Source organism: Sphingobacterium sp. GW821-FHT03E03 (assembly GCF_059420745.1).
The window spans coordinates 426,349-451,783 of sequence record NZ_JBWKUH010000001.1 but is presented as its reverse complement, the minus strand read 5'-3'; the positions used below and the strand labels follow the sequence as shown (position 1 = coordinate 451,783).

General features: G+C 40.4%; 19 protein-coding genes. 5 read left to right on the top strand and 14 right to left on the bottom strand.

All coding sequences use genetic code 11. The features are described from left to right. The first annotated feature begins 159 nt into the window (after positions 1-159). Both AC07UV_RS01865 and AC07UV_RS01860 read left to right on the top strand, forming a co-directional pair. Complete coding sequence (locus AC07UV_RS01865) at positions 160-1,098, top strand: hydrogen peroxide-inducible genes activator (protein ID WP_282253711.1); 939 nt, start codon at positions 160-162, stop codon at positions 1,096-1,098. Positions 1,099-1,104: 6 nt separating this feature from the next. Further along, entirely contained in the window at positions 1,105-2,904 is a 1,800-nt protein-coding gene (locus AC07UV_RS01860) for a chloride channel protein (protein WP_282253712.1), read from the top strand. Positions 2,905-3,043: 139 nt separating this feature from the next. Here the strand turns inward: AC07UV_RS01860 and AC07UV_RS01855 are convergent, their stop codons facing one another. The 7 genes from AC07UV_RS01855 to AC07UV_RS01825 all read right to left on the bottom strand — a co-directional run bounded on the left by AC07UV_RS01855 (position 3,044) and on the right by AC07UV_RS01825 (position 14,609). After that, positions 3,044-3,634, bottom strand: coding sequence for a riboflavin synthase (locus AC07UV_RS01855; RefSeq protein ID WP_223582711.1), 591 nt, complete (start codon positions 3,632-3,634; stop codon positions 3,044-3,046). 642 nt (positions 3,635-4,276) lie between these two features. Further along, positions 4,277-4,870, bottom strand: coding sequence for an RNA polymerase sigma factor (locus AC07UV_RS01850; protein WP_282253714.1), 594 nt, complete (start codon positions 4,868-4,870; stop codon positions 4,277-4,279). Positions 4,871-5,077: 207 nt separating this feature from the next. Next, complete coding sequence (locus tag AC07UV_RS01845) at positions 5,078-6,568, bottom strand: arylsulfatase (protein WP_282253716.1); 1,491 nt, start codon at positions 6,566-6,568, stop codon at positions 5,078-5,080. Then, positions 6,565-8,088 carry a sulfatase family protein gene (locus tag AC07UV_RS01840; protein ID WP_495182530.1) on the bottom strand — a complete coding sequence of 508 codons (1,524 nt, stop codon included), beginning with the start codon at positions 8,086-8,088 and terminating at the stop codon, positions 6,565-6,567. Before AC07UV_RS01840 ends, AC07UV_RS01845 begins: the two co-directional genes overlap by 4 nt. 54 nt (positions 8,089-8,142) lie before the next feature. Then, on the bottom strand, positions 8,143-9,798 hold the full coding sequence (locus AC07UV_RS01835) for a RagB/SusD family nutrient uptake outer membrane protein (RefSeq protein ID WP_495182529.1): 1,656 nt from the start codon (positions 9,796-9,798) through the stop codon (positions 8,143-8,145). Positions 9,799-9,817: 19 nt separating this feature from the next. Beyond that, positions 9,818-13,210 (bottom strand): SusC/RagA family TonB-linked outer membrane protein, encoded by a 3,393-nt coding sequence (locus tag AC07UV_RS01830; protein WP_495182528.1) that lies wholly within the window; start codon positions 13,208-13,210, stop codon positions 9,818-9,820. A 226-nt stretch (positions 13,211-13,436) separates the two neighbouring features. Then, on the bottom strand, positions 13,437-14,609 hold the full coding sequence (locus tag AC07UV_RS01825; RefSeq protein WP_495182527.1) for a FecR family protein: 1,173 nt from the start codon (positions 14,607-14,609) through the stop codon (positions 13,437-13,439). Positions 14,610-14,865: 256 nt separating this feature from the next. On the opposite strand from AC07UV_RS01825, the gene AC07UV_RS01820 reads away from it, so the two are divergent. Next, positions 14,866-15,282: a hypothetical protein gene (locus AC07UV_RS01820; RefSeq protein WP_282253721.1), complete on the top strand. Its 417-nt coding sequence runs from the start codon at positions 14,866-14,868 to the stop codon at positions 15,280-15,282. A gap of 56 nt (positions 15,283-15,338) precedes the next feature. On the opposite strand, the gene AC07UV_RS01815 is transcribed toward AC07UV_RS01820, so the two are convergent. The 3 genes from AC07UV_RS01815 to AC07UV_RS01805 form a co-directional block, all read right to left on the bottom strand. After that, complete coding sequence (locus AC07UV_RS01815) at positions 15,339-16,208, bottom strand: DMT family transporter (RefSeq protein ID WP_495182526.1); 870 nt, start codon at positions 16,206-16,208, stop codon at positions 15,339-15,341. A 95-nt stretch (positions 16,209-16,303) separates the two neighbouring features. Continuing rightward, complete coding sequence (locus AC07UV_RS01810) at positions 16,304-17,014, bottom strand: alpha/beta hydrolase (RefSeq protein WP_495182525.1); 711 nt, start codon at positions 17,012-17,014, stop codon at positions 16,304-16,306. 74 nt (positions 17,015-17,088) lie between these two features. Beyond that, a complete protein-coding gene (locus tag AC07UV_RS01805) occupies positions 17,089-17,661 on the bottom strand; it encodes a Crp/Fnr family transcriptional regulator (protein WP_495182524.1) in 573 nt (190 codons plus the stop codon). Between the two features lie 442 nt (positions 17,662-18,103). Here AC07UV_RS01805 and AC07UV_RS01800 point away from each other — a divergent pair, with 442 nt between their 5' ends. Next, positions 18,104-19,186, top strand: coding sequence for a sensor histidine kinase (locus AC07UV_RS01800; RefSeq protein ID WP_282253725.1), 1,083 nt, complete (start codon positions 18,104-18,106; stop codon positions 19,184-19,186). Between the two features lie 7 nt (positions 19,187-19,193). Continuing rightward, positions 19,194-19,916 (top strand): LytR/AlgR family response regulator transcription factor, encoded by a 723-nt coding sequence (locus tag AC07UV_RS01795; RefSeq protein ID WP_282253726.1) that lies wholly within the window; start codon positions 19,194-19,196, stop codon positions 19,914-19,916. A 90-nt stretch (positions 19,917-20,006) separates the two neighbouring features. Here AC07UV_RS01795 and AC07UV_RS01790 read toward each other — a convergent pair whose 3' ends face one another. From AC07UV_RS01790 to AC07UV_RS01775, 4 genes are all read right to left on the bottom strand, one after another. After that, a complete protein-coding gene (locus AC07UV_RS01790; RefSeq protein WP_495182523.1) occupies positions 20,007-20,792 on the bottom strand; it encodes a DUF4249 domain-containing protein in 786 nt (261 codons plus the stop codon). Between the two features lie 128 nt (positions 20,793-20,920). Beyond that, the gene (locus tag AC07UV_RS01785) at positions 20,921-23,248 is read right to left on the bottom strand and encodes a TonB-dependent receptor (protein ID WP_495182522.1); all 2,328 of its coding nucleotides are present in this window, start codon (positions 23,246-23,248) and stop codon (positions 20,921-20,923) included. A gap of 158 nt (positions 23,249-23,406) precedes the next feature. Then, complete coding sequence (locus AC07UV_RS01780) at positions 23,407-24,195, bottom strand: hypothetical protein (protein WP_495182521.1); 789 nt, start codon at positions 24,193-24,195, stop codon at positions 23,407-23,409. Positions 24,196-24,610: 415 nt separating this feature from the next. Next, a complete protein-coding gene (locus AC07UV_RS01775) occupies positions 24,611-25,123 on the bottom strand; it encodes an AAA family ATPase (protein WP_495182520.1) in 513 nt (170 codons plus the stop codon). Between the last annotated feature and the right edge of the window lie 312 nt (positions 25,124-25,435).

Here is a 25,435-nt window from a genome sequence, read left to right as displayed (position 1 = left end):
TCGATCAACTATTGTCATAATAGCTGGTCAATTCTCGCTTTTTGGCAAGATATTTATTGTATAATATGATCAGGGAAGCAATGGTCAAACTTTAAAATATTGTGTATTTGCCATCGTTTTACAGGAGTATTCGTAATTTTGCGCTTTAAAGATTTTAACATGACCTTAATCCAATTGGAATATATCATTGCTGTTGATACCTATCGTAGTTTTGTTGCCGCAGCCGAAAAGTGTTTTGTGACACAGCCGACCTTAAGTATGCAGATCCAGAAACTGGAGGAGTCTTTGGGGGCTAAAATCTTTGACCGGAGCCGTCAGCCTGTTGTGCCTACTGAAATTGGGGAGAAGATTATTCTTCAGGCAAGGTCAGTCCTGACTGAAAGCCGTAAGATCAATGAAATTGTACAGGACAAGAAGGGGGAAATCGAGGGAACACTAAAAATCGGTGTTATCCCGACAATTGCGCCCTATTTATTGCCTAAGGTATTGACCACGTTTATGGAGAAGTATCCAAAACTGCAATTGCAGATCTGGGAATATACTACCGAACGTATTGTTCATGAGTTGAAGGTTGGGCTTTTGGATTGCGGTGTACTATCTACCCCCTTAAATGATCAGGGCATACTGGAGTCCCCTCTGTTTTATGAAAATTTTGTCGCTTATATATCTGAAAATAGTCCTTTGTTTTCCAAGAAAGTGTTGAGTGGAGATGATATCGCCGATGATAAGCTCTGGTTGCTCAATGAAGGACATTGTATGCGTGGACAAGTACTTAATATTTGCCACCATAAGCACAATCAAGATCTCTCCGGACGTTTTGAGTATAACACCGGTAGTGTTGAGACACTTAAAAGAATGGTGGATATCAATGACGGTATCACAATCTTGCCCGAGCTATCGATTTCAGATTATGTGGATGAACAGCTGGATAAGATCCGTTATTTCAAATCACCGGAACCCGTCCGCGAAATATCGTTGGTTACGACACAAAATTATGTCAAACGACATGCAATTCAGGCATTGGAAAAGGAAATATTAGCGGTTGTACCTGATAAATTTAAAACAAAAAAGAAAAAGGAAGTGTTGAGCTTTCAATAAGAAGACATGGCAAATCTCAGTGTACGTTTTTTTAAGAAGATAGATCAGATCAATCAATGGCGAATGAAAAAAGTTTCGAACAGAAACTTTATTATTCTCCTGGCCTTTTTAGTTGGAATTGTTGGCGGTCTGATGGCGTCTGTATTAAAAAGACTAACGCATTTTATTGCGGCCACAATCCAGGATGATATTGATTGGAAGGTTAAATATTCGGTTTATTTGATTTTCCCGTTGATCGGGATCTTACTGAGTGTGTTTTTTGTTCGGAAATTTCTGAAAGGAAAGAAGATGGAGCATGGTATCACCCCGATTATCTATGCCATCAGCCGAAAGGGAAGCCGATTGGACCCAAGTAATATCTATTCGCAGGTCGTCACTTCGGCGATTACGGTTGGATTTGGAGGTTCCTGTGGATTGGAGGCTCCCGTGGCATTAGGGGGCTCGTCGATAGGTTCTAATATTGCCCGTTTTTTTGGTCTGCAATATAAGGAAGTCACGATGCTTTTAGCCTGTGGTGCGGCAGCAGGAATTTCGGGCGCATTTAATAGCCCTTTGGCTGGAATGATCTTTGCGATTGAGATATTGCTTCCGGAATTCTCCATTCCGGTTTTTATTCCACTTTTGATTTCTTCGGCCTTGGCGTCCGTTGTATCGCGGCTTTTGTACAGTGAGCCGCTATTTAGTACGTTCAATTCGGATTGGCAGGTTTCTGCCTTGTTATTTTATTTGTTATTGGCGGTATTGATTGGACTGTATACCATCTATTTTGCCCGTGTATCCAGTTCGGTAGGAAAATGGTTTGCTAAAATAAAGAATCCCTATAACAAAGTATGGGTAAGCGGAATATCCTTAGGGATTATGATTTTCGTATTTCCAGCACTTTATGGTGAGGGGTATATTACGATCCAGCAGATTCTCAATGGACAATTTAACTCAATTGTAAAAAACAGCTTGTTTTCTGATTATAAAGATATGGGATTGGTGGTGTTGGGTTATACCATTTTGACCTTATTTGGTAAATCTTTTGCTGCACTATTTACGTTGAATGGAGGCGGAAACGGCGGGGTGTTTGGACCGAGTCTGGTGATGGGCGGCCTATTAGGCTTTGCCTTTTCTTATGGGGTCAATCTGACCGGTATTGCGGAGCTTAACGTCCCAAATTTTGTAGTTGCCGGTATGGCAGGTGCGCTGAGTGGTATTATGCATGCACCGTTGACGGGTATCTTCTTAATTGCAGAAGTCACAGGAGGCTATACCTTAATGGTACCCCTGATGTTGGTCTGTTCACTTTCCTACTTGATTAATCGCGCGGTATTGAAGCATTCGATCTATACAAAAGTATTAGCCGAATCAGGTGATCTCATTTCTTACGAAGATAAGGACCGCTCCGTCTTGAGTATGATGCGGATTAAATATGTTCTGGAAACCAATTTTGTGATTCTGAGACCCGATGAAACGCCTAAAAGTAGGCAGTCAGATATTATCCACAGTAAACGTAATATTTTTCCGGTGGTGAGTTATGAAGGTAAATTTATGGGGCTTCTCTATAGCGAATTTTTATTCTCGGTGCTGTTAGGAGAGGTCGAAGGGGGGGAGACTCCATTTGAAAAATTGGCACAGAAACCAAACGATACAGTAGGGATCAACGAGAATATGGAAATTGTGATGGCCAAGATGAACAAAGATGACACCTGGATATTACCGGTACTTGGGGATGAAAATAAATATATGGGCTTTGTGTCCAAGTCCAGTGTTTTTAATAAATATCGGGCGTTACTTATCCGTCAGGGACATTATTTAGAGTAAACGGATCTGGATTGGTGTAAACATAATCTGGAGTACAATCATGTTCTCGGATAGATGGTTGGTGGGAAATCGTTTATTGACCAGATACTTACATGGACTTAAAGGTGGTAAAATCCATGTAAGTATAGTTTGGGCTGAATTAGCCACGCATGGCCATAATTTTTGTCACGTATTTTCCAATAATATCAAATTCAAGGTTGATTGTCGTACCTACTTCAACCTGTTGAAGATTGGTATGTTCGAGTGTATAAGGAATGATTGCAACAGAAAACTGGTCATCACGAGAATCTACCACTGTCAGACTAATACCATTAACGGTAATGGATCCTTTTTCTACTGTAATATTCTGTTTGGAAGGATCGTATTGAAAGGTAAAAATAAAACTACCATTTTCATCGGTTTTCTGTATACAGGTTGCGGTCTGATCGACATGACCTTGGACAATATGCCCATCAAATCTTCCACCGGCTAAGGTACAGCGTTCGATATTAACCAGGTCTCCAACTTTCAACTGTGCTAGATTCGTTTTCTGTAAGGTCTCATCAATCGCTGTTACTTTGTGTACCTGATCATCAAGTCCAACAACGGTCAGACATACCCCATTGTGGCTTACGCTCTGATCTATTTTAAATTCATTGGAGATCGGGGAGCTCACATAAAAATGAATGTTGCTTTTTTCGTGTTCAATACGTTCGATTTTTCCTAAGGTTTCTATGATTCCGGTAAACATACACTAAAATTTTTGATTCAATCAAAGTTACTAAATAATCGAATTAAACATGGTTTTCGCCAACAAAATCGACGCATGAATGACAGAATAATTTATGGTAAATATAATTCATGGAAGGGATAAATACTGTAATAGAATCTGCTTTGATATAGTATGCTAAAAAAACGGCTTCTGAAAATAGCAAAAAGATTGTGTGTATATAGTACACTTACTATTCCTTTTGTCGTAGCTATGCCAAAACAAATTTATGGGAATTGAAAAAAAATATTACAAAATTTTTGTTTATATCATTTGAAGCATTATCTTTGTCATAGGTTTAGGTTGATTGCCTCTTACAAAGAGGTATTTATAAAAGCTTAGCAGGTCGCCCGACCAAATGCTAAGCTTTTTTTATTTTGCAGTAATATGCTGTTTTACAGTTGATTATGTTTTCATTCTGCCCGATCATTTCTTTTTTTGAATTGCCTGTTTTTTTATTGGTTCGTATTTTTTTAAATTAAGAATAAGCTCGCTACGCGCTGTTTATTGGCCAGAGTGTATACTTATTCGATTTTCATAGCTGTTGCTGCTTGTGGAAGTATGAAAACTTTATTTTTTCGGTATAACTATACGATATGCTGTTACCGGAATAGATTGATTTTTTTAGCTTTTGAAAATATGTAAAGCGGACATTGAGATGAGCAGAAGGTATTCGAAATTTTTGGATCTGAAGCGTTCTTTTAAGGCAAGGAGTGCCTTGGAACGTGCATAATAGACATTTGATGGGGTAGTGTCCAGTACCTTACAGATTTCTTCGGTATCTAAATCCTCCAAAAAGCTCATTTTACATATTTTAGCCTGCTGTTTTGGTAGTTTATCGATTTCAGCCAGTAATAGCTCCGTTAGCTCTGTCCTAAATATTTTTTTTAGAATATCGTCCTCGGGTAGGGATAAATTCTGAAGGATATCCAATTCTTCGGTCTGCATTTTAAATCGGGCCGATCTTTTCATATCGATACAGGCATTCTTTGTGGCGATATACAAAAATGCTTTGAGGCTATCGTAATTGTCCACTTTCTCTCTGTGATTCCAGAGCTTGACAAAGATATCAGATACAATTTCTTCAGCATCGGTTTTACTGCGTAGATAGGAAAAGGCAAAATAACGTAGCGCATGGCCAAAATGGTCCATGAAAAAGCACAATGCGCTTTCATTACCCTCTTTTAATGCGTTAATATGCGACTCTAGTTGAAGCATGTTTGGTTATCAATATTTTTCTTTCATTGCCCTAAGATGGACATAATGACCGATATCATGGCCTTTATTGTTGTTCAATAGGATATTTACGGGCAGCCTCCCAACATAGATACTAACAACGAAGTTACATAAAAAACTTGGGTTGTTATGCTTGAAAGCATAACAACCCAAGTTTTTTAACGGTGAATAAATGAGATCCGGAAAAATTTATTTTTTTACTAGCTTACTGTCTATGATTTCCCATTCTTTTATGTGTGCGGGACGGTGTTCAGTAAGGATAATTTCATCAAAATGACGGAGCAATTCGGGGTGTTTATTCGCAATATCCTTTCGCTCCCAGGGATCCGTTTCTAGATCATACAATTGCCATTTTGCTTTTGGATTATTTTTTAAATCGAGTTTAATTGCCTTCCATTGTCCCTCACGTATGGCAACCTGACCACCCTTTTCGGGATACTCAAAGTATAAATATTGGTGTTTTTTTTGGTTCTTTTGTCCCAACCAGGTTGGCAACAAGGACAGTCCATTGGTATTACCGGGATCCTGTTGGACCAACTGTCCAAAGGTGGCCATCAGGTCATATTGTGCTGAGATGACAGCTGTCTCGGTGTTTGCTTTGATTGTTTTGGGCCAACGGACGATCAATGGAACTTTAATTCCACCTTCAAACACATCCATTTTTAACCCTCTGAGTGAATCGACGCTCTTGAAAAAGCGATAATCTATACCACCGTTGAAACCAGTTCCATTGTCGCTGGAAAACAAGATAATGGTATTGTCGTCCAGACCCAGGGATTTAATATGTTCCATGATCAGGCCCACTTGATCATCCAGATAAGTGATCATGCCTGCATAGGTAGCTCTTGGATAAGGAGTGGCCGTGTAGCCATCCTGCCCATAGTAAGGATGGTCATGGAAAAGATCTTTATACCGATCCACATATTCCTGGGGTACCTGTAAAGAAAGATGGGGTAAGGTGTACGGAAGATAGAGGAAGAAAGGACTGTTTCGGTTCTTATCAATAAATGCCAATGCCTTCTCCGTCATAATTTCAGGGGCATATTGTTTGCCACTGAATTGCTCAAAATCTTTGGCTGTTGCTTTGGTGGAGTCGAGTGGAATATGCACAAACTTTTCTTTGTTTTGGAGTGGATATTTTTGCTCGTTTTCCCAAAGATGGCTTGGATAGTAATTGTGAGCCTGCTTTTGGTCCAGGTAACCAAAGAAGTAGTCAAATCCCTGTTTGTTGGGACTTCCCGTTGTATTTTGCATGCCTAGCCCCCATTTTCCGATAGCGCCAGTATGATAACCTGCTTTTTTAAATAGGTGAGCCATGGTGTAGGTTCCCTCGGGCAGGGGCATTTGTCCACCTTCCAAGCTATCGGCAAACCCGCCCAATTCATAATTACCCCGAATATAGGACTGACCACCATGTTTACCTGTCAATAACATGCAGCGCGCTGGGGCACAGACTGGTGTACTGGTGTAATGGTTGATAAAACGAAGTCCCTCTTGCGCCAACTTTTGCAGGTTGGGGGTTTTGATCAGCTGTTGTCCGTAAGGTTCTGTCTCGGCATAGCCCAAGTCATCCGCATAAAAAAAGATGATATTGGGCTGTTTTTTGTGCACTTGTTTTTGTTGTGCAAAAAGCATCCCCCATCCCAGTAGGATGAGGGTAAGACCTATTCCTTTTTTCATTTTTTGCGTTCTCCTTCCAACAACTGTTTCAACTCAGTCACTTTTTCAGGATATTTAGCAGCAACGTTGTTTTTTTCTCCGATATCATTTTTGAGGTCGTATAATTGATCTTCGGGAAGATTTCCTGTTTCTGTATCCGTCAATTTCATATAGGCGGTACCGTCGCTTGGCGCAATATATTTCCAATCGTCTTTGACAATAGCCAAGGTTTGTGCATGTTGGATCATCGTGCTACGTCCTTTGGGATCTTCGCCGGTTAAGGTTTTCAATAAGGCCTTGCTATCTTTTGCTTCATCAGCTTTTAATTTTACACCTACGAGCTGCGCACTTGTTGCCAACAGATCCATTTGACTGATCAATGCATTGGATACCTTACCTTTGGCCACCCCTTGTCCGCTGACGATAAAAGGTACACGTGTCCCTCCCTCAAAGATACTATATTTGCCACCTCTGAGCGGTCCTGCTGGCTGGTGTCCATTAAGCTGGGCCACGGCGCCGTCCACATAGCCGTCATCCAATACCGGACCGTTGTCGCTACTGAAAATGATAATTGTGTTCTTGTCCATGCCCAGTAGCTGCAATTGTTGTTGAATCTGTCCGACTGTCCAATCCAATTGAAGAATAGCATCTCCCCGGTAACCGAGCTTACTTTTGCCTCTGAATTGTGTGGCGGGCATACGTGGTACGTGGGGTTCCGTTAAACAGAAGTAGAGGAAGAATGGCTTATCCTGATGTTGTGAAATGAAATCTTGTGCTTTATGTAGAAAGGTTGTGGAAACTTCTTCGTCTACCCAGCGTGCACGTGTGCCGCCGCTCATGTAGCCAATCCGTCCGATGCCATTGACAATTGTCTGGTTGTGCCCTTGGCCGGGAGAGGATTGCATTTTGAGTAATTCGGGATGTTCTTTGCCCGTAGGATCATTGCCTATTTTTTTCTCATAATCGACAAGGATGGGATCGTTTGCTTCAGCGGCGACAACCCGATCATTTTCTAAGAAAACGGTCGGAACCCGATCGGCCGTTGCAGGGAAGATAAATGAGTAATCAAAACCAACATCGTTAGGTCCGGGTTTGATGGCTGCATTCCAGTCTTTTTTGACCTCGCTGCCAAGTCCCATATGCCATTTACCGACAATTGCTGTTGCGTAGCCTGCATTTTTGAATACTTTGGGCAATGTGATTTTGTCTGTCGGTACTATCAGCTTGGCATCTCCGGGCAGGATACCTGTACCCGTCTGGCGCCATGGATAGGTACCTGTCATCAAAGCAAAGCGAGATGGGGTACACGTTGCGGAGGTACTATGTGCATTTGTAAAGCGCGTACCGCTGTGCGCCAATTTATCCAAGTTTGGGGTTTCAATCTGTTGGGCTCCATAGCTGCTCAAATCACCAAAGCCAAGATCATCCGCATAGATATAGATAACGTTTGGTTTATTCAGTTTTTGTGCAAATGAAGTCAGCGGAAGTGTCATCGCCAGACTCAAAGAAAGTAGGATCGTAAGAGATAGGGTCTTTTTCATATTGTGCAAATACGTTGATCGGGTGTCGTCTTTTTGTTGACGACACCCAATATACTATTTTAAATTTGGATTGATATCAATTTCACTTTGGGGGATCGACCAGTGATTATCCTGGCCTGCTCTGAAGGACTTTTTGGTTACATACCAGCGACTATAATTGTCTCTGCTACTACCTGTTTTCACGCGGATATTTTTGGCATCGGGAAATGCGGCACCATAGAAATCACCATTTAAAACATCTTTGGCTGTATCCCAACGCAAGAGATCCCAATAGCGGATACCTTCTAAGGCTAGTTCCACACGTCTTTCATTGCGTAATGCCGTCTGGACTGTATTTGCGTTTGCGACAGCGATAGGAGGCATATTGACACTGGCACGTCGGCGAACTGCATTGATGGTTTTATCCAGCAGTTCGGTCGTCAAGGGATCACCATTTTCGAGTTTGGCTTCTAGGTAGCTCAATAGCACCTCGGCATAGCGAATAATAGGAAGATCTGTTCCGGAATTCTGTAAATTACCGCTAAAATTTTCAGCGTTAAATTTACGAAGACCATAACCCGTGCGTGTTGCTTGCTTGGTGGTTGTGAGCTGGTCAATGGACAGGGTTGAATCTGGATGCGAGATATACCGGAGATTTTTGAAACGGTCCCCGTTGCTGATGACAGTGAATCCTAGTCTAGGATCCCGATTTTGGGTAATATTCTGTGCGTTATATCGGGGATCAGTATAGGAAAAAGGAGTTCCATCCGCAAAGGTATAGCTCTCCACTAAGCTTCCCAATGGACAATGGAGATGCCAGCCACCGGCTATTGCTGGAAAATTATGTTGAAACATACCATTTCCGGCAAGGTCTACAAGGTATTGTGTCGCAAAAATGATTTCTTTACTGGATTCATTACTGCCATCAAAAAGACTTGTATAGTTGGGATCAATACTATTTTCATTGGCATTGATGATATTTTCGTAGGTCTTAATTGCTGCGGCGTAAGATTTTTCGGCTAATTGTAGACGCCCCAGAAATGCATAAGCGGCTTGTTTCGTCGCGCGACCCCGTTCTGCTGCGGGTAATTTACCGTAGCTTGGAAGATCATTTGCAGCTTCCTGCAACTCACGTTCGACAAAGGCAACCAATTCCTGTTTTTTGTTTTTGATGATATGATTGGCTTCGTCGGGTGTTAATGTTTTGGTCACCAATGGGGCATCCCCCCAATACTGTGATAGGTAGAAGTATTGACAGGCGCGAATAAAACGTGCTTCAGCCTTAAAGCGGGTCAGAAGTTCGGGTGAAATCGGTGTTTTATCTACGTTCTCTAAAAAGAAATTCGCACGGGCGATCCGTTTGTAGGAGAGCGTCCAATAGTCAGACAGTATACCGATATTATTGGTGAGTGTGCCATCGGACAATTTATTGAAGGCTGAATTATCTCCGCGGCGGTCATAGGCATTATCAGAGGCAAACTCAAGGTATAGCAAACCATGGTAGGACCACCAGTCTGAGGGGCTAAACTCGGCCTGGCTATTCATCTGTATTTCACCTTTGTAAAGGCCTGTGATTGCAAGCCGTGCATTAGTCTCGCTGCTCCAGAATGTATCATTGGCAAATCTATCCAGCGGGTTTGTATCCAATTGTTTTTTGCAGCTTATGGTTAGACTGGAGGCAAAAAATATACAAAGGACCAGTTTTATATTTTTATAGGTTATACGTTTCATGTTATGGTTATGAATTGATTTAAAAACTAAGATTTACGCCGAACGTGAAATTGCGCATAATGGGGTAGTATGCCCCACTTGAATTGATCTCCGGATCCCAACCTTTTCTATAATTGCTGCTTGTAAATATATTCTCAGCATTTGCATAAATGCGTAAGCCTGACAATTTCCATTTAGTAAGAAGGTTTTTGGGAATGGCATAACCCAATTGTACATTTTTTAAACGGATATAGCTGGCATTCAACAACCAATAGTCCGATAATTGTGTATTGGGGCTTCCGGTATTTGGTAATTGTTCAAATCTTGGGTACACGGCATTTCGATCCGGATTTGCGGTAGTCCATCGGCCATCTGCTTGCCAACGTTGGATATTCCCATTTTGGTTTAGTGCAAATCCAGCATAGTTATTTAATAAACCCTGTACACCACTTACACCCTGGAGTAGGAGACCAAGGTCAAAGCCCTTGTAATTAAATCCAAGATTTATTCCATAGGTATATTTTGGGATACGGGATCCGATAACCGTTCGGTCATAAGTTGCATCCACCTTACCATCAGGGACACCGTCCGGTCCACTGATATCCTTGTATCGGATATCGCCAGGTTGTGACTGTGGATTAATACTTTTTTGATCAGCCCAAGATGTCACATCAGCAGCATCAACAAATAAACCGTTGGTCTGATAGCCATAATAAGCCTGTATCGGATAGCCGATAAACAAATCGGATCCATTACCAATCATACCGTTGGCCTGGTTGATATTACCAATCCCCAAATCGACCACCTTATTCTTGACTGTGGAGAAGTTCAGATTGACGTTATAGGAGAATTCATTGATCTTATTTTGATGACCTAAAGTAAATTCCCAGCCAGTATTTCTAAGTTTTCCAGAGTTTTGTATACCAACTTCAAAGCCTAATACCTTTGATACGCTAGAGTTGGGGCTGACTAAAATATCGTAGGTAAAACGATTATAATAGGTGCTGCTAAAGGTCAATAGATTTTTAAATAATGCGATTTCGAGCCCGGCATCGGCTGTTCGGGTGGATTCCCAGCGTAAGTTTGGGTCTACAATCTTTACACGGGCTACTCCAGGTGATATACTATTTCCGAAAGGATAATTGTACCCCGTATTCAAGATATTTTGGTAGGGATAATTTGACACTACTCTTGAGGTAAGATTCTCCACAATGTTTTGATTACCTAAAATACCATAAGAACCTTTTAATTTTAGCTTAGTAATCCAGTCGAATTTATCTTTTATAAATGATTCTTCACTGATCAACCAACCCGCAGCAAGTGAAGGAAAAATAGCATACCGTTTACTTGTAGGAAAGCGGGATGAACCATCGTATCGAATCACACCTTCTAAGAGGTATTTTTTTGCGTAATTGTACTGAACTCGGCCAAAAAGCGATTCCAATGCCCATTCGGTTGCCGAACCCGAGTTGGTTTGTCCATCTGGCGAACCAATATTTAATTCTGTAAGCTCATTGCTCGGGAAGTTTTGACGATATGCGGTAAGTCCTTCACTATAACCTTTTTCAAAGGAATAACCGGCAAGGATTTTAACAGAATGGTCGTTGAATGATTTGGTATAATCGGCTAATGCCTGAAAGGTTTTATATGTCGTATAGGGGGCGCTCTGTTCTAGTGTAGAAGGAGCAAGGGTAATGGAGCTATTAATGCGCTGTGCTGCACGAAACAGTTTGGAACGACCATTGGTCTGGGTATAACCACCAATTGCCGAGAGTGTCAGATCCGAAATTGGATTCCAGTCAAAGCGTGCATTTCCGGAGATATCGGACACTTTCTCTCTGTAAAATGATTCGCTTTCAAGAAAAGAGACTGGTGTTCCTTTTAGGTTATTTCCGGCTCCCCAGTCGCCATTGCTCATACGGATCGGAAATGTTGCGGGATAACGGATAACCTGGGAGATAATATCAGTCATTCGCCAAAAATCAAGTGTTGCCGGTGCTGCGGGTTCGTCGGTGTCGGTCTGTATCGCCGATACTCTTGTCGTTAATTTAAGTTTATCACTCAACTTGGAAATCAGATTGAGTCGAACATTGTATTTATTAAAGTTGTTTTTGATGACAATACCTTTCTGATTGAGGAATCCGGCAGATAGCGTATACTGTATCTTTTCGGTTGTATTGGAAATATTCAGGTTATGTCCTGTCTGGGCCGCCTGCGATTTAAATGTGCTACCAATATAATCGCTGTTGGGGTAATTGTCCAGATCGGTTCCGTCCTTATATTTCTGAATTTGTTCTTCAGTATAACCACCACCGCCGGTTGTGGTTTTATTGATGAGGCTGGCATATTCCCAGGAGTTGACAAACTCGGGAAAGGCGGTTGGTTTTTGAATGCCAAAATATCCGCTATAATTAACGGCTAATTTTCCGGCTGTTGACCCTGTTTTGGTGGTGACCAGAATAACACCATTGGCGGCTCTGGCACCATATATTGCTGCTGATGAGGCATCTTTCAAAACAGAGATGGAGGCTACATCATTGGGGTCGATATCATTGAATGAACTGGTTGGAATACCATCGACCAGTATAAAGGCATCGGTGGTGGCACCGAAGGAGCCTACACCTCTGATCTGTATGCTATTGTTGGCCGCACCGGGTTGCCCCGAACGTTGGATCACTGTCACACCAGGCATCTGTCCCGTTAGTGCCTGCGCAAGTTGGGGAGCCGTTCGTTTGGCAAGCTGCTTACCATCAATCTGCGAGACCGAACCGATCAATTCCTTTTTTTTCGTAGCGCCATAACCCACGATCACCACCTCTTCCAAGGCGTCAATCTGTTGATTAAGCGTAATATCAAGATAGATTTGTGTATTTAAGGGAATTTCTTTCTGTTGAAATCCAATCATCTTAACAACAAGTATGGCATTGGGATCATTGACATCCAGCTGAAAATTTCCGCTGGCATCTGTTGTGGTCGCTTTGCTTGTTCCTTTGAGTGTAATTGTCGCTCCAGAGATTGGTTGCCCCTGGCTGTCATGGACATTTCCCTTTACGGTCCTTGTCTGCAACATAAACGCATAGTTTGCTGGACTAATGACAGCTGAGTTATTTGCTCTTACTGCGGTGACGACAAGCATATTGTCTTTGAAACTCCAGCTAATGGGTTTGTCTTTCAACAGTACTGACATCGCTTTTTCTAAAGGCATATTCTTTACATGCCCCTCAATTTTTATTTCGGCGAGTTCCTTACCATTTAACAGAAAGGGAACACCGCTCTGCTTTTGGATGGTTCGCAGAACCTGTATAAGCGATGTTTTGTTTGCATCTATGGTAATAGATTGTGCGTATCCAGCTGCTGAGAGTTTGACAACACATGCAAGCGTAAAAAAGGCGCTAAGCTTCATTTTGGTCTTCCATTGTTTGGGTATGTCCATAGCTATAGGTTTTCTATGAACAAGAAATTTAAAATTCATAAATTTGTTGAATTAGGGATATAATCTGTTTGTAAACTGGTTGAGTGAATCGGTCAAAAATGGAGATCGCTAATGTATTGGCCGATTAATGTTGGAAGCATTATTCGGCTTTTTTTTAGCGGCTCTGATTAGCTTCGTTAAGTTGGCTTTTTCATCTGTATAATTTAGTTTTTGGTTATATAATGGGTTAATTGGATACGATGAGCTTACGAACACCATCTTCCTGGATCAATTCAAACTGGATATTACTTCTTTTTAAAATTTCCAATACCGCGGATAAACTTTTTGTCCGCTGAATTTCACCGTATAAATAGGTCTCTTTGATGTTATTTTTATAAATAATCTGGAGATCATACCATTGACCAATTGCCTGTAGGGCGGTATGGAGATCTGTCTCATTGAAATAGAATTTATTGTCAATCCAGGCAATGTAATTCTGTGGGTCTACGCTTTTTTGTGAAAGGCGTCCCGATGACAGGGTGGCCTGTTGATTGGGTTTGAGCTGTATTTGCTGTCCATTGGCTGATAAATTGATCGAACCTTCGACAAGTGTCGTACTGCTTTTTTGTTTTGAATAGGTGTTGACATTAAATTCGGTACCTGTTACTTCAATCAATTGACCATTGGACTTTACACGGAAGGGAACTTTTCTATTTTTAGCGATTTTAAAATAAGCTTCCCCATCTACTTCAACAAGGCGTTGGTCTTGTGCGAATTGCAAGGGGTATTTGAATGATGTCTTTGCATTAAGAGTAACCTCTGATCCATCTGCCAAGGTAATTTGCAGCATGCTTCCAGCTGCTGTATTGACGGTCGCAATCAAATCTGTATTGGGAACTGTCGATTGAATAAGACTACCATCGGCATATTTCAAGCCGCCAGATGTGACCAATGCACCTTTTCCATTGTCCAGTTGGATTACTTTTCCGTTCGAGAGCCGTATTTCAGCATGATTGTTCGGTAATTCGACATCATGTAGGACGATTCTATTGGTATTGGGCGCCGAAGGCTTCCAAATAAATTGATAGATTAATCCCGCAAGAACAACACAAAACAGAGCTGCGGCATAAGGCATAAGTCGCCTGATCCTGTTGATACGAACAGGTTTCTCTTGTGTATGGATCGTTGCCAGGGTTTTTGTTTTGAGGCGTTCAGACCAATCTGTCGCATCTGATTCCTCCAGTGAGATCCGCTGTCTCAAATCCCGTACAAGATCTTCTTTTTGCAACAGATCATCAAGATAAATGCCATGCGTAGGGGATTCGGCTAACCAGGAGGACAACGCATTTTTTTCCATAGGCGATAAATTGCCCTTTATGCATTTTACAATCAGTTGCTTGATATCTTCTGTTAGCCTCATGGTTTATAATTTTAGATAGATACGTAGCATGGAGAGGAAATCTTAGTAAAAAAATAAAAAATTTGTATTAACTGTTCGAATAGAACGGATCTTGTGTGCAAATAGCAAAATATGAGTTGCGTATCGGCGAATGTTTGATGTTGCTTTTTAATTTTTGGATTAGTTTGCACCTTTAGGAATAGTTCATCTTTTGTACCAACAATCTGTTCTAAAGGACAATGAACAAAAGTATATATAAAATGGTTATGAACGCAGAATGAAAAAACAATTGGCTTATATCTTCTTAAGAATTACAGGTTTCAGTGTCTTGACGACCTTTATCTTGACGGCGATACTTCAGGCTAATAATGAAGCTGCAAAACGGGCCCGTTGCTATATGCCTTTGTTTACTGAATTGCTGTTATCATTTAGTGTTCTGTGCATTTGCCTGCTTACATTGGGGATCTTTTTGAATAGCAATCCGCGCTTTAGAAGCAGCCGCCTTCGTGTAATCTTATCCTTTACCTTGTTGCCTTTTGCGGCAATTGTGCTATTTACCTATCTTCTTATCGTGGCGGATGGTATGCCAAGTTTATTCGGACTCTTACATATACTAGCCACATTGGTACCGGTCTGTGGTTTGATTTTATGGGAACATTATAAATTTAATAGATCATTAAGCAAAGGAAACTGAAAGAGGTCCTTATGTGATCATCTTGAGGTAACAACATAGAGGACCTTTCAGTATTTTTAATTTCGGAGATTGATAAGGGTAACAGCGACTAGGATAAGTAATATACCTGCCCACTGAATTCCATAAACAGCCTCATGGAGTATCAAAACTGCGGAGATGGTGGAGACGGGAATCTCCAGGCTTGAGATGATATTTCCCAAAGCGATACCGGTCTTAGGGATTCCTCGGGTAAAGAATAGCGGTGGTAGAATTGTGCCAAACAAAGCAATGATCAATCCCCAGGGTAGGGCAGGTAGTGTCATTTGTTGTACGATATGTACATTCCAGAAAACGATGATCAGGAGAAGTCCTCCAAGTACTAAAAACTGGCTTCGAACAGGACTCGGCAGCTGATTGGCGATATTGCTGGATGAAAAAATGGCAACAGCATAACTGATACCGGCACCGAATCCCAATAAAAGACCTCTACCGTCCAAGATCTTTGTTTCCTGAAAGATATTGGTTGAAAGAGCTGTTCCCAACAGTACAATAAGGACTCCCATAATCTTTGCTCTTGAGGGAATTTGTTTCCTGATCAGCGCTTCGACGATTAGACTTATCCAAATAGATTGCATGAGTAGAATAATTCCCACAGATACAGGGATATATTGTATGGCAAGGTAATACAACGTTGAGGTCAGGCCCAGTGATGTTCCCCAGGCAATTAGTTTTAATTTTGCAGCAAAGCTTGGTGGTTGTGGTACTGTTTTTTTTGATTGGGAAAAATAATTGAAAACCAGTAGAAATAGAAAGCCGATCAAGAATTGCAAGAAGGTCAATACACTAGTATGGATATCCAGTTGATTGGCGAATTTGACTATGGTCGCTAATAGGCCGTAGCTGCAAGCACCAGCGGCAACGTAGAGAATAGATTTATAATCCTTCATAGCCAAAATACTGATGAAATAAGACCAATTGATTGGCTAGAGATTTGCTCCAATAAGCGGTATCGTGTCCACCTGGAGACTCGATATAAAGATGTTCAATATTTTGTGCAGTTAACTGCTGGTGTAGCGATCGGTTCATCTCCAGCATTTGGACATCTTCGGTTCCACAATCCAAAATATAATGTTGCCCCGCTATGGGCCATTTTATCCACGTTGTTATAGATCCGAAAACTTGGAGACAAATCTTTTAGTTCCCCAAGCACCCTGTTCACTTGGTAGCCTTGATATCCTTTCCCAAAGCGATTAAAGTCAATGGCACCACAGGAGCTTCCGACAATGGAAAAGATCTGGGGATAGGCAACACCGATATGTAATGCACCATATCCGCCCATACTCCATCCGAGCAAACCCCGCGAAGTTTTATTTGCCTGTGTGGGGTAGTTGTGATCGATATAGCCAACCAGCTCCTCTGCGATAAATGTTGTGTATTGTTGCTGTGTATCAATAGGGCTGTCCACATACCAGGAGTTATAATTTCCATCTGGAATAATATAAATCGTTTGGAAAGCCGCCGCCTTTTGGGATAGAGCTGGAATATCCTGTTCGATCGTCCTTGTGGGGTTGCCACTATAACCATGGAGAATATAAACGGTTCTATAGCGAACACCTTCCTGGATTTCAGGTGTTACGATGATGGCATCAATATTTTTGTGCATCTTGGTGCTGTAGACTTGCTGATGGACGATATGCTGTGCATCTACCGAAAGGAAGAGTGCCAGGAAAAGAAGGGTGAATACTATTTTCATTGCTTAAGAATTTATTGTTACACTGCAAAATTCTCAAGGATATAGTTAGAAAACATGTACAAATGTTGACGGAATTATTGTTTTAATTCTTTACGAATACGGCTCAACTGGGTAGGAGTAACACCAAGATAGGAGGCGATATGGTGTTGTTTGAGCCGCTTAAAGAGAGCCTGATTCTGATACAATTCAAGATAACGTTCTTTGGCTGATTCCCATTTCAGGTTGATTTCAAGAGGTTCTTTTTTTACGACCCAGTTTTTTTCCAGGTAGGCGATTTGGAAGAGTGCTAAGTCGTGATGTTGTGCTACCAATTCAAGGAAAAGCTTGGCAGAATATTGAATAAGTTGTACATCTTCAAGCGCTACAATCGTGAAATTACTAGGTTTTTCTTCAATGATAGCTGCTGTGGATGCGCAAAAGCTGTTCTCTTCAAAAAATAATTTGTAAATGATGTCGCCTTCGGGATCCAGTTTGTAATAGCCCAATAAGCCACTATAAACAAAATAATAATATTTTGCATAGTCGCCAGCACGCAAGATCAATTCGTTTTTCTTATAGCTTTTGGGCTGACAGATCTTTTTCAACGCTTCAATTGTTTGCTCGCTTAATGGGAAATATTTGTTCATTTCGAATAGCAGTTTTTCCATTGTTAATTTCTCTGAATGTGATTTTTTATTGAAGTGTTGATACCGGTATTCAATGGCTAAAGTTACTGAAATATATATTGTGAGATGTACCTGATCGTTCTGCAGGGAAAAATTTGACCCATAGGAAATCCAACCTTTAAAATTTTGCATGTAGTGGCGTAAAAACACATTTTGAAATGTTGATAGATATGGCTATTTTTAAACCTTTCATACAATTGCAGTATAGCCTTATTAGCTGCTTTTTCGTCTTGATTATAGTGTTTTTTTTGTGGTTAATGGTCAGTTTAATAGGGTTTTATAGCTTTGTTTGGCTATTAGTGCTTGAGGTGTATTGGTTCAAAGGAAAATAGTCAAAATACTAGAAAATGGTGTATAGAAGATGGAATGCAATTAAGCTGGCTGTGGATAGTATTGGATACATATCTTTTGACAGATCACTAACATGAAAAATTCACAGGTAATCATCGGTTACGAAAATAGTCTTTTTATAGATTTTGTTGTCGATAAAAAATATCGTTGGATTCGCCATTGTTTGTTGATCGGCGTGATTGTTGGAATTCATTTTTTGCCAAGCAAGAAGGCGGAAGTAGATCCTACGAGTAGCCTGTGGCGTCTTTTCGAGACTTTGCTGTCCATTACAATTCTGTTGAGTCTTTTTTACATCAATCATTATATCCTAATCCCTGTCTTTGTACTGAGAAGTCGGTTTTTAGCTTATGCGGGGAGTCTTCTTGTCGCTTATACATTTATTTTTTTAGTGTTGATGTATTTGGAGCGACAGGAATTGCGGTTTATCCAAAAGCCGGATCGATCCTACCTGGATTGGGAAGATTATTTGATCATCGTTATTTTATTGACCATATTTATAGCAGCAGTCAGTAGCATGAAGCTATTTAAGGTATGGATTGTTAACCTCATTCGATTCAAAGAATTTGAGAATAATACGCTGACGATCCAATTGGAGCAGCTTAAAAGCCAAATTAATCCTCATTTTTTGTTTAATACGCTCAATAATATCAATTTTCTGATTGATGAGAACCCCAAATTAGCTTCCAATGTACTGCTTAAATTAAGTGATGTACTCAGAAATCAACTTTATCTATCAAAGGGCGATTCCATCGAACTGGGGAAAGAAATTGCAGTCTTAAAAAATATCCTCTTTATGGAGGATATTCGTAGGGATAAATTTGTCGTCGATTTTACTATTGACCAACAGATGGAACAACTGCATGTTCCACCATTTCTATTTATTCCTTTTGTTGAAAATGTTGTTAAACATAGTGCACATCAGGCGATGGAAGGCGGGCAGCATGTGCAGATTGCGTTTTCAATTCAAGCTGAACGTATTTGTTTTACCTGTGTTAATCCGAAGAAAAGGAAAATGCAGGCTGCTGCGTATGGTGGTCTCGGATTGAGTAATATCCAAAAACGATTAGAAATTTTGTATCCGAATAGCTATAACTTGCAAATTGATGATTTCGATGATAGGTATAAGGTGTTTTTAAGTATTCCGATGGGAACGTAATAAGACTATGGATAAGCTAAGTATTAAATACATTGTGATTGAAGATGAACCTTTGGCGAGGAGGGGGCTGGTAAAATTATTGAAAGGTTACGATTTTTTGGAATGCCTCGGCATGTATGGTAATACGGAAGATGCCCGTATGCTGATGGAGGAGCAGCCCCTTGACCTGATTTTTTTGGATATCAATCTACCAGAAGAAAGCGGTTGGGATTTTGCTCAATTTATCCCGGCCCATATACAGATTATATTTACAACTGCTTATCCCAATTATGCATTGGAAAGCTATGAACTGAATGCGTTGGATTATTTGTTAAAGCCTATTGCAGAGGATCGGTTGAAGAAGGCTTTGGATAAAGCCGTCAGCCATTTTCAACAAAAAGTGATGGAGAAAGGTATTGTACCGCCTACTGACCATATTTTTGTAAAGGCTGACCGTAAGCTTTTTCGCTTGGAGCTAAATGAAATTCAGTACATTGAAGCCATGAAAGATTATGTGATGATCCATGCAAAAGATAAAAAATTAATGGTGGCAATGAATATAAAAACGATATTCAATCAATTGCCCAATACAGACTTTGTGCGGATCAATAAATCCTTTGTGGTCAATCTAAATAAAGTGGAGAGTGTAGACAGCCATTGGGTGACAATCGCCGGCTTTGAGATGCCTTTGGGGGCAAGTTTTAAAGATGATCTTTTGGAACGTATTAAAAAGCAGACTATCAATAGGTAAAAAGCAGGCTAGGCAGTGGCTATTAGTTATTTCATCGTAAGGAAATGATCCCTTTTGGATACGTATCCTTGCGACGAAATCGCATCGAAATTAATCCACTTGAACGCTTTTGGTAGAGAAGGTATGCGCACTAAAACAGCCAAGTGTGGTAGGACTGATGTTGGTAGGCGGGTTACTCGGTGTCACACCGGAATTGGCAGATTGCTGCATCAGGCTATACCAGTAGTTGTATACCGTTTTATCTACACAGAGCATTTCTACACGAATACGATCACCGGGGAATATATCGAGATCATCTGGACGCAATGTTAAATTGATCTTATTCCCATTGTTGAAGTCGTCGTTGACGGCATAAATATCTTTCAATTGCTTGTCGTTTAGAAAAACGATAAATCTATACTGATTGATTTGATCGGCCGGATCCTTATAGAAGACTTTAATATTCCGTTTTTCCTTATCACCAAATTTTGGTTTTTCGACAGAAATAGAGTCCAGGGAAACGATTTGTGGCATTTGCGAAGTTGCCTGATATTTATCTTGATCAATGCGCACTTCCATTGTGTATGTTTCTCCTGGGGTTCCTTTCAATTGCTGTGTTTTGTATGTTCCGGCCTCCGTTTCCACGAAGATATATTCCTGCTGTTTCTGATCTCTGACGATGACCGTCGCTCCACTTACTGCAGGGTAGTTGTTGCCGCCAGAGAAGGCTGCATTTCGGCTCAGTTTTATTTCTTGTTCTGTTGTTGTGTTATTGATGACGCCTTCAATAACCAATCGACCGACTTCATCATTGACCTGAATGTCGATGACTTTCTCACAGGATGAAATGAAGGCTGTAAGGATAATTATACTGGAGATAATAATACGATGTTTCATATATAAATATTTTATGAGCTTGCTATGCTCGGTTTGTCCTTGAAAAGGTCATAGGAAATACCCTGTTTATTTTCGTCAGCGTTTGTGTTTTTGGAATTGGGGTATTTCATGTTTTTTAGTAACAGGGGTTAAAATTTAAAATTCCAGGTAAAGGAGGGGATAGGGATACCGAAGATGCTTGTTTGGACAGCTTCCGTCGCATTAGCAACGGTTTTACTGTCTCTAAAGGCGATTCTGTAAGGGTCTTTATGTCCATAGACGTTGTAAATGCCAAATGTCCAGCTTGACTGGTAGCGTTTCCCCGGTTTCCCCTCGAAGGTGGCGGCGATATCCAAGCGATGTGATGCGGGCATACGATAAGCATTGCGCTCCGAATAGGAGAAGGTCGTATTGCCGCCAACAGTGTATTTTCCCGTTGGGTATGTGACAGCCCTTCCTGTTCCATAAACGAAATTACTGGAGAAGGTCCACTTTTCATTGAGCTTATAGATACCAACAATGGATACATCATGGGTGCGGTCCTGTGTTGCAGGAAAGTACTTTCCGGCGTTGATCTCATCAAATTTGCGTTCGGTTTTAGACCAAGTATAACCCACCCAGCCATTAAAACGGCCATATTTTTTCTTCAGAAATAATTCGACACCATAGGCTCGCCCTACGCCATAAACCAGTTGGGATTCGACGTCTTGGTTGACAAGCAATTGCGCGGCATCTTTATAATCGATTTGATTTTGTAGATTTTTGTAATATACTTCCGCCGAGAACTCATATAGGTTATCTTTAAAGTTTCTGAAATAACCCGTGGAGATCTGATCGGCAATTTCGGGCTTGATATTCTTGCTGCTCATCACATAGAGATCCGTCGGATTGGCGCTTGTAGAGTTTGTCAATAGGTGAATATTTTGTGTATTTCTATTGTACGAAGCTTTGATGGACTGTTGTTCATTGAGTAGATAACTTACACTAAAACGAGGTTCTAAATTGAGATAATGTTGTACTAGCTCTCCGGATTTGTAATGTTGTGAGCCAATTGTATTGCCCGCCGCATCATAAGTACTAAAAGTTCCCGGACCAACCAGCAACATCGAGCTTAAACGCAGGCCATAGGCCATATTTAGTTTGTCGTTTACCTTCCAGTCGTCACTGGCGTAGGTCGCCATTTCGTAACCAAAGCGATGTTCGACATGTTTATCGTTAAAACTGGAACTGGCGGTTGTTGTAATATCACCCGGTGCGATATCATGTCGGGTAACGTGCAATCCAAATTTTAGTGCATGGTCAGAACTTGCGTAATATTGGAAGTCCTGTTTAAAATTTAGATCGGTAATCTTAGATGTTGCTTTAAAGCCATCGTTGCGGTCCAAGCCTTCGATAACATAGTTAAATTTGCTATAGACAAGTGACGTGTTTGAGAATAATTTATTATTGAAAATATGGTTGAACCGTAGCGTTCCGGTCGCATTGCCCCAATTGGTACCGAAAACATCCTGGAGGCCTAACACATCTTTACCAAAATACCCGGAGAGATAGATCGCATTTTTATCGTTAAATCTATAGTTGACCTTCGCATTGATGTCATAAAAGTATAGTGTACTTTTATTAATTGTTGTATCAGAGGAGGCTTTCATAAAAAGATCCATATAGGTACGACGGGCAGATAACATAAATGAACCTTTGTCCTTGACCAGTGGCCCCTCTACTTTAATGCGGGAAGCAATTAATCCAACACCACCCTGAACAGTGGTTTTCTTGTTATTACCTTCATTCATTTTTACATCGAGCACTGATGACAGCCGTCCTCCGTATTCAGCAGGCATACCGCCTTTATAGATACTGACATCTTTGATGGCATCTGAATTGAACGTAGAAAAGAAACCGAGTAGGTGAGTGGCATTATAGACGGTAGCTTCATCCAATAAAATTAAATTTTGATCGGCACCACCACCACGGACATAGAAACCTGTATTTCCTTCGCCGGAGGTTTTAATGCCCGGCATTAATGTGATGCTTTTTAAAATATCGCGTTCTCCTAAAACTACCGGAAGCTGATTGATCTGGTTCATATTGAGTTTTTCAACCCCCATTTGGGGTGAGGAAACGTTTTTATTGTTACGTCTATTGGATGAGATGACAACTTCATCCAGTAAGGTCTGCGATCGCAGTGTGAGATTAAGGGCTTGATCCCTGTCTAATTCAATCGTGTCAATACGGGTATTGTATCCCACATAAGAGGTGGAGAGTAGATACCTTCCTTCGGGGGCAGCCATGGAATAAAAACCATAAGAATTACTGAAACTTCCAGACTGGGGAAGTTCGCGTAGTTTGACCGAAGCACCAATAAGTGTTTCTCCTGTTGATACGTCGGTGATTGTTCCGGATAATGTATAACGCTTTTGTGCGAGTGCGGTGCTGCCAAGTGAAATAGAAAGTAATAAAAAGGGTAATGATCTGAGCATACTGTGAATTTTTCACGAAAATAATGGTTAGTAAACCGTGAAAAATTTCTTTTATAGCAACATGGCTAGATATTATAGGAACCTATTGTTTTGACGACTTTTTAGTGAATCAAAATTGGCTGTGGCATCCAGTTTTTTTATTATACAAACTTATTTCTTTATTCTATTTCGGCCGAATACAGTAGATATTCGGTTCCATTGAGTCCTACGTATATGTATTTATTTAGATCACCACGATAAGCAATGAACAACGGATATTGATGTACCCGTAAGGGATTATTATAGTATTCTTCTATGGAAGCATACTTTGCTTTGATCAGAATTTCACCTGTTTCCTTATTTTTTATGCCCTGGAGTAGCGTTTGTTCGTTGGAAAAATAGGTGCATGGTATCTCTGTGAATTTAGGATAATAAATCAATCGAATCCCTTCGTCAATAAACATTTTATTTTTTTCTTTAAAGTCAGCCATGGACTGATCGTCAGGGAATGCGATTTGACTCGTTTGATTGTTCTTTATTTGTTGAAATAGGGTTGTATCATCCACCTTATTTATCGTATGTGATGTGGAATTTTTAAAGAGCTGAATGAGTGTTTCTCCAGTTTTAAAATCTGCTACATCATACTTATAAACCGGTTCACCATTTTTGTCGATACGGTAACGCTCACCATGGCGTTGAACCCAAGCGTATTCAGCTGATCCATACTTTACAATTTCGGGTTTGTTGACATGAAAAGTCTGGAAGTTGAAATCTTCTTCAAATAATCCGGCGCTTTCGTATATAGCTGGCAGTTTTAGGTCAAGAAGACTGTCACAGTAACCATATAGACTATCGTTTACCAAGACCGGAATTAAATCGGGGTAGGACAAATTAGTCGCTAGGGGTTTGGTTTGTGCATACGTAAAAGCACGTATGAATAAAAAAAGGAGAATGAAAGTAGCCCTCATTTGATTATGTTTTGTCTAATATATCAAAAATACAGTAAGATGAGCTGAATTATTATCCATGAAATCAGGGATTTTTAATCAGTCGTGAAACACTGGAAAAGCAGACTGTAAGTATACATGAAGTATCGATCAAGTATGGACTAAGTATTACTTTAGTCTTTCATACAAAGTACGCTGGGCATGCTTTTATTGTACCTAATACCTAAGAAATATATACTATTGATGTCTTAGATAAGAAAATGCACAGTGAAAAAATACATTTACTTTGCAGATCCAACTATAGAAATATGCTTCCGAAATGGGAAAAACCAATCTTTCGAATAGTTTGCCATTAGCGAGTTTTAAGGAACTGCATTTAAACCTTTTATAATAGACGCGCAAAAATTGAGATCGTTAATCGGCGATAGGTCATATTCTATGATGGAATTCTGGCAATTACCTGATCTCTTCGTTCTGATAATGTACCGTATACTTCAATTACAGGTATCCCAAAATCTTCAATCCAATCACGAATTACATTATCAACCTGGTTTCTAATTTTTGACAGTTCTATCTTATGGTTTGGTATCAGATCCGGTTCTTCAATAGGAACAAAGACAAAAAGATCAATTTCTGCAATAAGTGTCTGAGCTGTTTCATAGAAATGTTGGACATTTCTATGTGGATCAAGAACATGAAGATAAGCTAAGATGTCAATGACACATCGGTCAAAGATTACATCGTCTCCACTTTCTAAAATCAGCTTGGCTGAACAATTAAATTGTGCAACGAAATCCTCGGGAGTGGGGACTTCTGAAAATTCATAACCTGAAAATTCCAATTGATAATATGGCTCTAGTTCGAGCGTATACCCCAGTAGGTTTTCCAGAAGTTCTTCCGCCAATGTTGTTTTTCCAACCTTGTGTGCGCCAAATATTGCAATTCTCATATTTCAGTTTATTTTATGATCCTGTCGGGATTGGCTCAGTCCCAATATTCCCATGTACTTTCAATCACGGTGTCGATTAATATGGGCAATATACTCATCTTGTTTGGATCTGTATCTGCAGTGCATCGTTATGACGGAAAGACCATCACGGACTTTAAAAGCAATGAAGGGCAGAAAAACTAAACGGGAACTTTTATTTCCACTCTTCTTGTCAATGTTTAATATATCCTACTAGGACATTCTTGTCACTTTGCTTGAGACAACATACTAATTAGCTTGCTATTTCTTTGCTGTTTGAAGCCTATTTTATTA

Coding starts and splice junctions, on each gene's coding strand:
- AC07UV_RS01850 (WP_282253714.1), bottom strand. CDS start 4,870: ATGCTTCAACTAGAGTCGCATATTAACGCATTAAAAGAGGGTAATGAA.
- AC07UV_RS01800 (WP_282253725.1), top strand. CDS start 18,104: ATGAAAAATTCACAGGTAATCATCGGTTACGAAAATAGTCTTTTTATA.
- AC07UV_RS01810 (WP_495182525.1), bottom strand. CDS start 17,014: ATGAAAATAGTATTCACCCTTCTTTTCCTGGCACTCTTCCTTTCGGTA.
- AC07UV_RS01860 (WP_282253712.1), top strand. CDS start 1,105: ATGGCAAATCTCAGTGTACGTTTTTTTAAGAAGATAGATCAGATCAAT.
- AC07UV_RS01820 (WP_282253721.1), top strand. CDS start 14,866: ATGAAAAAACAATTGGCTTATATCTTCTTAAGAATTACAGGTTTCAGT.
- AC07UV_RS01780 (WP_495182521.1), bottom strand. CDS start 24,195: ATGAGGGCTACTTTCATTCTCCTTTTTTTATTCATACGTGCTTTTACG.
- AC07UV_RS01805 (WP_495182524.1), bottom strand. CDS start 17,661: ATGGAAAAACTGCTATTCGAAATGAACAAATATTTCCCATTAAGCGAG.
- AC07UV_RS01855 (WP_223582711.1), bottom strand. CDS start 3,634: ATGTTTACCGGAATCATAGAAACCTTAGGAAAAATCGAACGTATTGAA.
- AC07UV_RS01785 (WP_495182522.1), bottom strand. CDS start 23,248: ATGCTCAGATCATTACCCTTTTTATTACTTTCTATTTCACTTGGCAGC.
- AC07UV_RS01835 (WP_495182529.1), bottom strand. CDS start 9,798: ATGAAACGTATAACCTATAAAAATATAAAACTGGTCCTTTGTATATTT.
- AC07UV_RS01790 (WP_495182523.1), bottom strand. CDS start 20,792: ATGAAACATCGTATTATTATCTCCAGTATAATTATCCTTACAGCCTTC.
- AC07UV_RS01825 (WP_495182527.1), bottom strand. CDS start 14,609: ATGAGGCTAACAGAAGATATCAAGCAACTGATTGTAAAATGCATAAAG.
- AC07UV_RS01815 (WP_495182526.1), bottom strand. CDS start 16,208: ATGAAGGATTATAAATCTATTCTCTACGTTGCCGCTGGTGCTTGCAGC.
- AC07UV_RS01840 (WP_495182530.1), bottom strand. CDS start 8,088: ATGAAAAAGACCCTATCTCTTACGATCCTACTTTCTTTGAGTCTGGCG.
- AC07UV_RS01845 (WP_282253716.1), bottom strand. CDS start 6,568: ATGAAAAAAGGAATAGGTCTTACCCTCATCCTACTGGGATGGGGGATG.
- AC07UV_RS01830 (WP_495182528.1), bottom strand. CDS start 13,210: ATGGACATACCCAAACAATGGAAGACCAAAATGAAGCTTAGCGCCTTT.
- AC07UV_RS01865 (WP_282253711.1), top strand. CDS start 160: ATGACCTTAATCCAATTGGAATATATCATTGCTGTTGATACCTATCGT.
- AC07UV_RS01775 (WP_495182520.1), bottom strand. CDS start 25,123: ATGAGAATTGCAATATTTGGCGCACACAAGGTTGGAAAAACAACATTG.
- AC07UV_RS01795 (WP_282253726.1), top strand. CDS start 19,194: ATGGATAAGCTAAGTATTAAATACATTGTGATTGAAGATGAACCTTTG.